This window comes from Bradyrhizobium sp. (assembly GCF_050014615.1).
In the GTDB taxonomy this organism is placed as follows: domain Bacteria; phylum Pseudomonadota; class Alphaproteobacteria; order Rhizobiales; family Xanthobacteraceae; genus Bradyrhizobium.
This window is the reverse complement of sequence record NZ_JBEKCZ010000018.1, coordinates 42,334-53,880: the sequence shown is the minus strand read 5'-3', so window position 1 is coordinate 53,880 and position 11,547 is coordinate 42,334. Positions and strand designations below refer to the sequence as shown.

Here is an 11,547-nt window from a genome sequence, read left to right as displayed (position 1 = left end):
AGATTATCGTAATGCTCCGCCCTGGCCTGTTCGCTCCAGTCGCCGGCGCAGCCTAGCGTAAAGGGCATGCGATGCCACGCCACCGCGACGCCATTCTCGTATTCGGCCCGGTATTGCGGGTGGATGGCGGCGCCGAATTCGACGGCGCGGGCGATCCGTTCGGCCGGCGGCATCGACGTGAACTCGAAAGCGTTGGGGCCGAACATATACGCGCCCAGCAGCACGCCTTTGCCGGCGCGATTGTAGCCGGTGTTCGGATAAGCGATCTGCTGGATCGGCAAATCAGTGTAGCTGATGCCGCCATAGATCGCCTCGTCCTCTTCCCAGAAGCGGCGCTTGAACTGCAAGCCGATCTTGACCGAGGACGAATAGGGTACGGCGTCGATCGCCGCCTTCATGCGCCCGCTGACATTGATCGGTAGCTGACTGAGAATGGGAAGCGGGATCGTGCAGACGCACCAATCGGCCTTGGCCAGTTGCGGCGACGCCGGCGCCTTGAGATCGGTGTAGGTGACGGTGACACCCTGGTCGTCCTGCTGGATTCGGGTCACCTTGGCATCATAGCGGATGACGTCGCCGACTTGCCCAGCGAACGCCTTGCCGATCATGTCCATGCCGCCGACCGGCTGAAACATCGTGGTCTGAAAATTGTGGCGTGCGAAATTCTGCAGATAGCGCCAGAGCCGCGATTTGAGGATATCGGACAGATTGATCGGCTCGCCTGGGATCGGCGCGGCACCAAGGCCGCCGCCAGGCTCCTTGACGTAACCGCGAACATCAGCGGACACCAGATTGGCCTTGTAAGCGTAGTTGCGGTCCAGCGCACCCCACGACCGCAGCGCCTGCAGCAGGATTTCGCGGTCGTCCTTGGTCACCGCTTCGTCGAGCTTGCCCTGCTGCGCAGCCTTGGCCAGCAATTCGGAAACCTGGCCCTGAAAATCGGTCTTGATGTCGTGAACGCGCTGCGGAGCGCCTCCGAAAGCCCCGGCGGCGTGCAGGAACGCATTGTGATTGAGCTGGATGAACGGCTCCAGCGCAACACCGAGACGCCTGCAGTAATCCAGCACCGCACGATGGTGGTAGGGAATCCGCCATGGTCCCGGATTGAGATAGAGGCCTTGTTCGAATTCGCAGGTCTGCGTGACGCCGCCGAGTTCGGTGAATGAATCCCCGCCCCGCAAGGTCCAGTTGCGCCCCCCCGGCCGGCTGTTGAATTCCAGAATCTGGACGCGGTATCCTGCCTTGCGCAATTCCAGCGCGGCCGTCATGCCGGCCAGTCCGGCGCCGAGAATGAGCACGGAAGCGCCGTTCGGATCCCCCTCGAGCTTGATCGGCCCCTTGTATCCGGAATCGGACGCGAACCCCAGGCTGGTCATCGCATGATACATCGCGGCACTGCCGGAAAACGCTCCGATCAGGGACAGCAGGTCTCGCCGGCTAACGGTCACGGGCTCGCTTTGCATCGTTGCTTGTTACTCGATCATATCCGGTACGGAGACACTTTTATATTGGCCTCGCCGCAAAAAATGTAACACATTACAACCGTTTTTCAGTCCATTTATCGAACGGAAGCAAGCGATGATGTGGGAATCCATATTGACGGAGTGGGCGAGCCTGATGCTGCGCTGGCTGCACGTTGTGGCCGCGGTCGGGTGGATCGGCAGTTCGTTCTATTTTATTCACCTCGACCTCAGTCTGAAGCCCCGCAGCGATTTGCCCGAAGGCGTCTACGGTGAGGCGTGGCAAGTCCACGGCGGCGGTTTTTACCGGATCATGAAATACCTGGTCGCTCCGGCAACAATGCCCGACGAGCTGACGTGGTTCAAATGGGAAGCCTACACCACCTGGTTGTCGGGCTTCGCGCTCATGGTCGTCGTCTATTATCTCGACGCGGAACTGTTCCTGGTCGACAAATCGATCCTCGACCTGACCCCGCTGCAAGCCGGGTTGTTCAGCCTCGGCAGCCTGATCCTGGCGTGGCTATTGTATGAAGGGGCCTGCAGATCCGGACTGGCGCGGCACGAGCTGCCATTTGCGCTCGGCGGTTACGTGTTCCTGGTCGGCCTGACCTATGCATTCACCCATGTTCTGAGCGGGCGCGGCGCTTTCAATCAGATCGGGGCGATCGTCGGAACGATCATGGTCGCCAACGTATTCGCGGTGATCATTCCCAACCAGAAGAAGATCGTCGCGGCACTGTTGTCGGGTCAATCGCCGGACCCAAAATATGGTCAGGAGAGCAAACAACGATCGGTCCACAACAACTACCTGACGCTGCCGGTGATTGTGCTGATGATCAGCAATCACTATCCGCTGCTGTTTGCGACGCGCTACAATTGGCTGATCGTGGCCATCGTGCTGGCGCTCGGTCCGATCATCCGGCATTTCTTCAACGAACGGCACGCCGGACGGAAATCGCCATGGTGGGTGTGGGGTGTCGCCGGCGCCGGCATGATTGCCATCGCGCTGCTGTCGGCGGCAGGTCCGCGAGATGTCAAGACCGGGTCTTCATCTGCTGCGCCGACCTTCGCGAATGTCGAGGAGGTGGTTCTGTCCCGATGCAGCATGTGTCACGGCGCCGAGCCGGTCTGGGAATCGATCGTTACGGCGCCCAAAGGCATTCTGCTGGACGCCCCCGAGCATATCCGTCGCAACGCCCGGCTGATTGGACGCAATGCGGCGTGGTCGAACGCGATGCCGCCGGGGAATGTCACCGAGATGACCGGCGAAGAGCGCGCCCTGATCGCGGCTTGGCTCGCGACCGACCGCCGGTAAATCAGCGGCGGAAAGAACGCCCCGTCAGCGCCTTCCGTAGCAGTGGAAGCCACCGTAAATTCCCGATCGATCCTGCGCAAAACCGACCGCACTTCGTTCCTCGTCCCGACACCAGATTTGCCGCAGCGATGCGAGCTCGGGACTCTCCAGCGGAGACTCCACGCCGGCGGTACGGAAAATCACGCGAACATTGTCGCTGCCGGTGCGATCGATGGCATTCCAAAGCGCGCGAATCTCCTCCGGCGCCATCCAGTCCTGCGAGTCCAGAAGCACGACGGCATCGACCTCGCGTGCCGGAAGGCTTTCCAGAAACAGCCGAAGATTGGCGTGGACCGGAATGATCAGGCCTGCGCCGTTGCGCATGCGCTCGAACTGGCCGCGCTGCAGATAAGGAGGCAGGCAGCGATCGCCGGGACCGGGGTAACTGCGATGCAGCGCCTGCCAGGCAAAATAATTTGTCTCATTGGGGTGACCATTGATCAGGCGCAACAACCGCTCATGAAGCACTTGGTGAAGCGGCGCGCCGCCGCCCAAGAGCGCCCGCTGCTGCGGCGGAATGCCGAGACTGAACAGCAGGGCCGGGGTACCCGTGATCAACCGGGCCAGCGGCGAATGAAACAGGCGATGCAGACGATCCAGCGCCTCAATGCGTTCGGGCGCGTCGGGTTTGCCGTTCAGTAATGCCGACAGATCGATCCGGGCCAGTTTCGCCAGCAAATGAGCGAGGCCGATAAAACGGCCGAGCATGCCGTGGCGGTAGAACCCGTCGGTGAAATAGGCATGCCGCGGACGCCCGATGACGTTGCGCTTGTCCCAGTAAGCGCGCGCGTCCGCATCAAGCATGGGCCGCAACCGTTCGCGATAGAGCTCGGAATTCAAGGGCGAGGCGGCCTCGCCGAAGAACCGCCAGAATTCGGCATATCCGGAGAAAGCGCGGATACCGGCAAGCTTGAGCTTGAGCAGTGAAAGGTGCGCTTCGTTGAGGTCGACCGCGTAGACCTGGGCCGGCTGCGCGGTAAGATACGACAGCGCGTTACACCCGCCCGACGAAATCGTCACGATGGTCGATCCCAGCGGCAATCGCAGCGCTGCAAGATCGGCTACCGGGTCCTCCCATATCTGGGTATAGACCAGACGGCGGAACCAGAATGCGAAAAGCCTGTCCCAAACGGTCGCTTCACCCTCGCCCCTGCTGTTGCGGACCGCGTCCGCGATAAGCTGCGTGTTCATCCATCCCTCGAATCAGCAATCTGACAACGGTATCGCGCTCGCGCTGCAGTTTTGCGACAGTCGGCGGAAGCGAACATCCATGCGCGTCCGCCGGTATTTTTACGGTTCCTCGCTGCGCGCAGCCGTCTGTCACATCCCTGTCGCGCGAACATCGCAAGGAGAGCGATCACAGGCGATATGAGGTGCATGGATGCCTGCCTATTCCCAGGATGTCGGCGCAGAACCTTCGTGGCCGGTCGAGGCAACTCGCCGCATGAACCGGATGTACCGCCGGCAACGTCACTTCTATGACGGAACGCGGCGTTACTATCTTCTCGGTCGTGACCAGTTGATATCAAGGCTGCAACCCGATGCGGGCTCATGCGTGCTGGAAATCGGCTGTGGAACCGGCAGAAACCTTGTGTTGGCCGGCCGACTCTACCCCGCTGCACGATTCTTCGGCATCGATGTTTCGACGGAAATGCTGACCTCCGCCATCGCGGCGATCTCGCGTGGCGGCCTGACCAGCCGCGTTCGCGTCGCGCATGGTGATGGAACTGCGTTTGATCCGCAGCGCTTGTTCGGCATCCCACGGTTCGACCACGTGATGATCTCCTATAGTCTTTCGATGATCCCCGGCTGGCGCGGCGTTCTCCAGGCCGCCATCGCCCACCTCAAGCCCGGCGGTCGTTTGCACATCGTCGATTTCGGCCGTCAGGAGCGGTTGCCAGGTGTCGTCCGCGCGCTTCTGCGGCGATGGCTCGCCATATTCGACGTCACGCCGCGCGACGATCTCGAGCAGGTGTTGTCATCCATGGCTGACACCGGTGGCGCCCATCTTAGATTCGAACGCCCGTTCCGCGGTTACGCTCAATACGCCGTGCTGACGTTCCCATCGGAGCCGAGGATACCGTGAGCCCGTGGCTCGCATTGTTTGCGGCGGGATTGCTTGAGATCGCCTGGGCGCTCGGTTTGAAATATTCCGATGGTCTCACCAGGTTTTGGCCAACAGCCGCGACGGTGGTCGCGATCGTGCTTAGCTTCGGGCTGATGGCCCTCGCCTTGCGGTCGCTGCCATTCGGCACGGCCTATGCGGTCTGGACCGGGATCGGTGCCACCGGCAGCATCGTCGTCGGGATGCTGATCTACAGCGAGTCCACGGATCCCGTTCGAATCCTTTGTCTCACACTGATCGTCGCCGGAATGGTCGGACTCAAGCTCAACTCGCCGATGTGAGATTGGCGGGACGCCTCGCGCGCAAACTTCTCCACCCTTCCACGCCGCCAAACAGGCCAAGCGCCATCACAAAAGGAAGGAAGTGATACAAGACCCGGAACATCAGCAGCGCCGCAATCAGCGGCTCCTTGTCGTCGCCACCCAGCCCCAGCAGAATCGTCGCATCGAACACACCGATACCTGCCGGAGTGTGGCTCGCGAAACCGAGCAAAGTCGCGGCGATGAAAACGGCGGTGATCGGAAAGATCCCGATATTCAGTCCGGCTGGAATTAATACGTACATCGCAAGCGCCGCAGCGCCGAGATCGAAAATCCCGATCACGATCTGCAGCAGGACCATCGGTCCGGAGGGAAGCCGGACCGGCCATCGCCGGGTCCCGATGTTGCGTGGAGAAAGCCAGCTCCAGGTCAGGAAGCTGACGACTCCGAGCAGGAGTGCCGCGGCCAACCATCGATTGGCCTGCGGCGGCAGGTAATCGATCAGGCTGATGGCATCAGGCGCATACAGCAGGCCGAACCCGAGCGCAGTCAGATTGCCCAGCCAGAAGGTCAGTCCGGTCAGAAAGCAGATATTCGCCACGTCGATCACGCCAAGACCGTTGCACGAATAAATTCGATAACGGATGGCGGGCGACACCAGCGAAACCGCTCCGACGCCGTGCGAAATCGGATAGCTGGTAAAGCTCGCGAGAGCGGCGATCCGGTATGGAACGTCGGGACGACCGATGGTGCGAAGCGCCAGCAGGTCATAAAATGTCAGGCTGAGATATGAGGTGGCCACCAGCATCGCCGCCAATGCAATCAGGCCGGCGTTTGTATGTCGAACCACATCGAATACTTCGTTGTAGTCGATTTTCTTGAGCGTATGGGTCAGCGCGAAAATGGCTGCCGCGGCAATGACGACGCCAAGTACGATACCCAGGCCCTTCAGGCGAACGCCGCTGCCAGGCGGCTTTGGCAGCACGGTGGCTTTCAGGGTGTTCATCCAATCGGGCAACGACATCAAATATCGTGCCACCTGATTCGGGGATCGATACAGTCCATTGACACGTTGATGTGACAGCCGCGTTACCGAATATTTCGAGCGCACAGCGATTCAAGAAATGTTGTTCGCCGGATCGAAATCTCGACGCATTGTGGTCGCACCCCGTTCACGCTGCCTTTGTAAGACAGCCGCGAAACAGCCAGTGTCTCTGAGGCAGCATGAATACGGAAATCGACTACGACCTCACGCCGGATCAATGGGAAACATTGAAGGCGCTGCGCGTCCCGGCGTCGGGGTTTTCCAACCTGAATCGATTGGTGCTCGCGGAGCTCATCGCACTCCGCCTCGCGGCGATGAGCGACAATTTACCGGTGATTACGCCGACAGGACGCAGGGCCCTGATAAGAGGTTCATCCAGGTTGTGGGATGTAGCGGCCTGACGCCCGGCCGGTCCAATGTCGGCTTTGCGGTCACGCCACGCGATATCCCTCTCGCCACACCGTACGCACCGCCGAAATATCTCGCGCCACGCGCACGCTGATCGAGGCGCTCTTTTGGCGCCATGGGGCTGGGGCCGTTGCCCACGATATTCCGGCATGGAGCCGCCTTGGCCTTATTGGGATCGCCCCCGGTGCCAGCCAAGATTCCGAGTTCCACGCGGTCTTGTAGCGGCCCCCGGATGGGTACAAAATATCCAAAGGCTGAGCCAAATGTGGCTTTCGATCCTTCCCCGGCATGCGAACCAACCGGATAGAATGTTGATTGCCGGGCTATGTTCATTTGAACGGAAAAGTGCAATTCTTTCCGATTGTTAATGCGACAACATCAGGCGGAGTCGTTCAAATGCGCTGGGCCGAGAACCTCCGAGGCGGCCCAGACGACAAATAGCGGAACATCGCTGACACCGCCCAACACCGATCCGATGGCAGGTTCATGAACCAACCGATAAAAACCCTAAAGGAAGATCCTTCAATAGGAGCTTCGCAAACCGCCAAGCCTCGGTCGCGCCGAGGGCTGGTTCTGACAACCATTCTGGCGTTGCTGGTCGTTGCCGGCGTCGTCTGGTGGAGCAGGCAAGCGAGCGCGCCGCAGCCGGGTGGCGGGCGCAATTCCGGGCCGATGTCAATTGTACCCGAGGTAGTCGGCAAGGGCGACATCGGGATCAACCTCAACGCCCTCGGCACGGTGACCTCGCTCGCGACCGTCACCATCAGGACCCAGATCAGCGGTTACCTGATGAAGATCGACTTCAAGGAAGGCGATGATGTCAAGAAGGGCGACCTGCTCGCAGAAATCGACCCGCGGCCGTACGAGGCTGCGCTGGCCCAGGCGAACGGCAATTTGGCGCGCGACGAAGCGCTGCTGAAAGGTGCCCAGGTCGATCTGACCCGCTATCAGGGCCTGGCGGCGCAGAATGCGGTACCGCGTCAGACTCTGGATACACAAGTCGCGCTGGTGGCGCAGGATGAAGGCACGGTCGAAGCCGACCGTGCCGCGGTCAAGGCCGCCCAGGTCAATCTGCAGTATTGCCGCATCGTCTCGCCGCTGGACGGCCGTGTTGGCTTGCGTCAGGTGGACCAGGGCAACTACGTGACGCCCGGCGACACCAACGGTCTCGTCGTGATCACGCAGCTGCAACCGATCAGTGTGTTGTTCGTGCTGCCGGAAGACAACATACAGACCGTTTTGAAACGCATGCAGAGTGGCGCATTGCTGCCCGCAGCTGCCTATGATCGCAGCGGGACCAACAAGATCGCCGACGGTACCTTGCAGACCTTCGACAGCCAGATTGATCCCACCACCGGAACAATCAAGGCACGGGCGCAATACGCTAACGATAACAAAATTCTTTACCCGAACCAGTTCGTGAACGTCCGGCTGCTGGTTGACACGCATAAAGGCGTCACGACGATGTCGACGGCCGGCATTCAGCGCGGCGTGCCCGGCACATTCGTCTATCTCGTCAATGCCGACAACACCGTCTCGGTACGCCCGGTCAAGCTTGGCGTGACGGAGGGGGAACGTGTGGAGGTTATCTCCGGGCTGGCACCCGGCGACCGTATCGTGATCGACGGCGCCGACAAGCTGCGTGACGGCGCGAAAATCAACGTGCGAGCCGAGGCCGACCCCGGCAAGCCGGCAGACCCCGCAAAGTCAGCAGACCCGGGAAAGTCGGCGGACCCGGATAAATCTGGCGGCGGCAAGAAGCGGCGTTCGGAAGACGGACAGAAACAATGAACCCGTCGCAGCCGTTCATTCTGCGGCCGGTGGCAACCACCCTGCTAATGATCGCCATCATACTGTCCGGCATGCTGGCGTTCAGGTTCCTGCCGGTCGCCGCTTTGCCCGAAGTGGATTATCCGACCATCCAGGTCCAGACTTTCTACCCCGGCGCCAGTCCGGACGTGATGACATCGTCTGTCACCGCTCCGCTGGAAGTGCAGTTCGGGCAAATGCCCAATCTGAACCAGATGAGTTCGGTGAGTTCGGCCGGAGCATCGGTCATCACCCTGCAATTCGGACTGACGATTTCCCTCGATGTGGCCGAACAGGAGGTGCAGGCCGCGATCAATGCCGCGGGCAACCTGCTTCCCGCCGACCTGCCCGCGCCGCCGATCTACGCCAAGGTCAATCCGGCCGATGCGCCGATCCTGACGCTGGGATTGACGTCGAAGACGATGCCGCTGACGCAGGTGGAGGATTTCGTAGATACCCGCCTGGCGCAAAAGATCTCCCAGCTTCCCGGCGTCGGGCTCGTCAGCATCAGCGGCGGCCAAAGGCCCGCGGTCCGCATTCGCGCCGATATTCGCAAACTCGCCGCCTACGGACTGAACATCGACGATCTTCGCACCACCCTTGGCAACGCCAACATCAACACGCCGAAGGGAAACTTCGACGGGTCGATGCGTGCCTACACCATCAACGCCAATGACCAGATCAGGAATGCCAGCGATTACAGTTCACTGATCGTCGCCTACAAGAACGGCTCGCCGGTTCGGCTCAGCGATGTCGGCGACGTCATCGATGGCGCGCAGAACGACAAGCTCGGCGCCTGGATGAACGAGACACCGGCCATCATCCTGAATATTCAGCGGCAACCCGGCGCCAATGTCATCGCCGTGGTCGAGGGCATCAAGACGCTGTTGCCGCAATTGCAGGCTTCGCTGCCGGCCGCGATCGATCTCAACATCCTGACCGACCGCACCGTTACCATCCGGGCATCGGTGCAGGATGTGGAATTTGAGCTGACGCTCGCCGTCATCCTGGTGGTGCTGGTGATCTTCGTATTCCTGCGCAATGCGCGGGCGACGTTGATCCCGAGCCTCTCGGTGCCGCTGTCGCTGGTCGGCACGCTCGGCGCCATGTATCTGTTCGGCTTCAGCCTCAACAATCTCTCGCTGATGGCCCTGACCATCGCCACCGGCTTCGTGGTCGACGACGCCATCGTCGTCATCGAGAATATCTCCCGTTACCTCGAAGAGGGCGACACCCCGCTGCAGGCCGCGCTTCGCGGCTCCGAGCAGATCGGCTTCACCATTATCTCGCTGACGGTGTCGCTGATCGCGGTGCTGATTCCTCTCCTGTTCATGGGAGACGTCGTCGGACGGCTGTTCCGGGAATTCGCCATCACGCTGTCGGTCACCATTCTCATCTCGGCGGTGGTCTCGCTCACGCTGGTGCCGATGGCCTGCGCCAAGCTGCTCAAGCCCGAGACGGAGACCCATGAGAACGCGTTTCAGCGCTACAGCCGCGAAGGCTTCGACTGGATCATCGCCGTTTACGGGCAGGCGCTCAATTGGGTGCTCGATCGTCAAACTTTCGTGCTGTTGATTGCCCTCGGCACCTTCGTGCTGACCGCCGTGCTCTACGTCGTCATTCCCAAGGGATTCTTTCCGCTTCAGGACACCGGCGTCATTCAGGCGATCTCCGAGGCGCCGCAGTCGGTATCCTATGCTGCGATGGCGGAGCGGCAACAGCAGCTCGCCAGCCTCATCCTCAAGGATCCTGACGTCGAGAGCCTGTCTTCGTTCATCGGTGTGGACGGAACAAACACCACACTGAACAGCGGCCGGATCCTGATCAATCTCAAAGCCCACGATCAGCGCAAGGCCGACATAACCACCATCATGCGGCGCATCCAGAACAGCACGGCGTCGCTGACGGGCATCACCCTCTATATGCAGCCGGTTCAGGACCTGACCATCGAGGGTACGGTCAGCCGGACGCAATACCAATTCATCCTGCAGGACGCAGATCCGGTACAACTTGCGGAATGGACTCCAAAACTGGTCGACAAACTCAATCAGCTTCCACAGCTCGCGGACGTCGCCAGTGATATCTCCAATCAAGGACTTTCGATTTTCGTTGAAATCGATCGCGATCAGGCCGCCCGCTTCGGGATCACACCCGCGACGGTCGACAATGCGCTGTACGATTCGTACGGCCAGCGTATCGTCTCCACCATCTTTACCAACTCCAACCAGTACCGCGTTATCCTCGAGGCCGATCCGTCGCTGCAGACTTCCCTGAAATCGCTGTCGGACATCTATCTGCCATCGTCAGTCGGCACTGCCCCCGTGCCGCTGGCCGTGATGGCCAAGATGCGGGAGGAAACCGCGCCACTGCAGGTCTCGCATCTCGGGCAGTTTCCCGCTGCAACGGTATCGTTCAACCTGGCGCCGGGCGCAGCGCTCGGCGACGCGGTGACGGCGATCAAGCAGGCGCAGGTCGATATCGGCTTGCCGCTCAGCGTGATCAGCAGTTTTCAGGGCGCGGCACTGGCGTTTCAGTCATCGCTTTCAAATCAGCTTTTCCTGATCCTGGCGGCGATCGTCACCGTCTACATCGTGCTGGGTGTGCTCTATGAAAGCTTCATCCATCCCCTCACCATTCTCTCGACACTGCCGTCGGCCGGAATTGGCGCGCTGCTGGCGCTGATGGCGGCGGGCGATGATCTCACCATCGTTGCCATCATCGGAATTATCCTTCTGATCGGCATCGTGAAAAAGAACGCGATCATGATGATCGACTTCGCGCTGGAAGCCGAGCGCCATGAGGGCAAGTCGCCGCGGGAAGCGATCTACCAGGCCTGTCTGTTGCGATTCCGACCTATTCTCATGACCACGATGGCCGCTGTTCTCGGCGCGTTGCCGCTCATGATCGGAACCGGCGCGGGTTCCGAACTGCGGCACCCTCTTGGTATTTCCATCGTCGGCGGCCTCCTGGTCAGCCAATTGCTGACCCTGTTCACGACGCCGGTCATCTATCTCTGGTTCGACCGGTTGGCGGCACGGTTTGCCGGACATTCGGGCAATGCCGACCCAGCGAACGAATTGAACTGA

9 protein-coding genes are annotated in these 11,547 nt (G+C 60.7%); 6 read left to right on the top strand and 3 right to left on the bottom strand.

Translation table 11 applies throughout. From position 1 onward, the window contains the following. The coding region (locus ABR948_RS05165; protein WP_428114369.1) for a flavin monoamine oxidase family protein at positions 1–1,463 on the bottom strand (1,463 nt) is incomplete at its 3' end. 118 nt (positions 1,464–1,581) lie between these two features. On the opposite strand from ABR948_RS05165, the gene ABR948_RS05160 reads away from it, so the two are divergent. Next, positions 1,582–2,775 (top strand): urate hydroxylase PuuD, encoded by a 1,194-nt coding sequence (locus ABR948_RS05160; protein ID WP_428114373.1) that lies wholly within the window; start codon positions 1,582–1,584, stop codon positions 2,773–2,775. 24 nt (positions 2,776–2,799) lie between these two features. Here the strand turns inward: ABR948_RS05160 and ABR948_RS05155 are convergent, their stop codons facing one another. Next, on the bottom strand, positions 2,800–4,005 hold the full coding sequence (locus ABR948_RS05155) for a BtaA family protein (protein WP_428114368.1): 1,206 nt from the start codon (positions 4,003–4,005) through the stop codon (positions 2,800–2,802). Positions 4,006–4,195: 190 nt separating this feature from the next. Between ABR948_RS05155 and ABR948_RS05150 the strand changes: the two genes are divergently transcribed. After that, positions 4,196–4,900, top strand: a complete 705-nt coding sequence (locus tag ABR948_RS05150) for a class I SAM-dependent methyltransferase (RefSeq protein ID WP_428114367.1) — start codon at positions 4,196–4,198, stop codon at positions 4,898–4,900. Further along, the gene (locus ABR948_RS05145) at positions 4,897–5,220 is read left to right on the top strand and encodes a DMT family transporter (protein ID WP_428114366.1); all 324 of its coding nucleotides are present in this window, start codon (positions 4,897–4,899) and stop codon (positions 5,218–5,220) included. Before ABR948_RS05150 ends, ABR948_RS05145 begins: the two co-directional genes overlap by 4 nt. On the opposite strand, the gene ABR948_RS05140 is transcribed toward ABR948_RS05145, so the two are convergent. Then, positions 5,204–6,223, bottom strand: a complete 1,020-nt coding sequence (locus ABR948_RS05140; RefSeq protein WP_428114365.1) for a lysylphosphatidylglycerol synthase transmembrane domain-containing protein — start codon at positions 6,221–6,223, stop codon at positions 5,204–5,206. The genes ABR948_RS05145 and ABR948_RS05140 overlap by 17 nt on opposite strands. 200 nt (positions 6,224–6,423) lie before the next feature. Between ABR948_RS05140 and ABR948_RS05135 the strand changes: the two genes are divergently transcribed. The 3 genes from ABR948_RS05135 (at position 6,424) to ABR948_RS05125 (ending at position 11,547) form a co-directional block, all read left to right on the top strand. Next, a complete protein-coding gene (locus ABR948_RS05135; protein ID WP_428114364.1) occupies positions 6,424–6,645 on the top strand; it encodes a hypothetical protein in 222 nt (73 codons plus the stop codon). A gap of 493 nt (positions 6,646–7,138) precedes the next feature. After that, the gene (locus tag ABR948_RS05130; RefSeq protein WP_428114363.1) at positions 7,139–8,443 is read left to right on the top strand and encodes an MdtA/MuxA family multidrug efflux RND transporter periplasmic adaptor subunit; all 1,305 of its coding nucleotides are present in this window, start codon (positions 7,139–7,141) and stop codon (positions 8,441–8,443) included. Continuing rightward, positions 8,440–11,547, top strand: coding sequence for an MdtB/MuxB family multidrug efflux RND transporter permease subunit (locus ABR948_RS05125; RefSeq protein ID WP_428114362.1), 3,108 nt, complete (start codon positions 8,440–8,442; stop codon positions 11,545–11,547). Before ABR948_RS05130 ends, ABR948_RS05125 begins: the two co-directional genes overlap by 4 nt.

Bases quoted from the DNA above. Each gene is read 5' to 3' on its own strand.
- ABR948_RS05160 (WP_428114373.1), top strand. From the start codon at position 1,582: ATGTGGGAATCCATATTGACGGAGTGGGCGAGCCTGATGCTGCGCTGG.
- ABR948_RS05155 (WP_428114368.1), bottom strand. From the start codon at position 4,005: ATGAACACGCAGCTTATCGCGGACGCGGTCCGCAACAGCAGGGGCGAG.
- ABR948_RS05150 (WP_428114367.1), top strand. From the start codon at position 4,196: ATGCCTGCCTATTCCCAGGATGTCGGCGCAGAACCTTCGTGGCCGGTC.
- ABR948_RS05140 (WP_428114365.1), bottom strand. From the start codon at position 6,223: ATGTCGTTGCCCGATTGGATGAACACCCTGAAAGCCACCGTGCTGCCA.
- ABR948_RS05135 (WP_428114364.1), top strand. From the start codon at position 6,424: ATGAATACGGAAATCGACTACGACCTCACGCCGGATCAATGGGAAACA.
- ABR948_RS05130 (WP_428114363.1), top strand. From the start codon at position 7,139: ATGAACCAACCGATAAAAACCCTAAAGGAAGATCCTTCAATAGGAGCT.
- ABR948_RS05125 (WP_428114362.1), top strand. From the start codon at position 8,440: ATGAACCCGTCGCAGCCGTTCATTCTGCGGCCGGTGGCAACCACCCTG.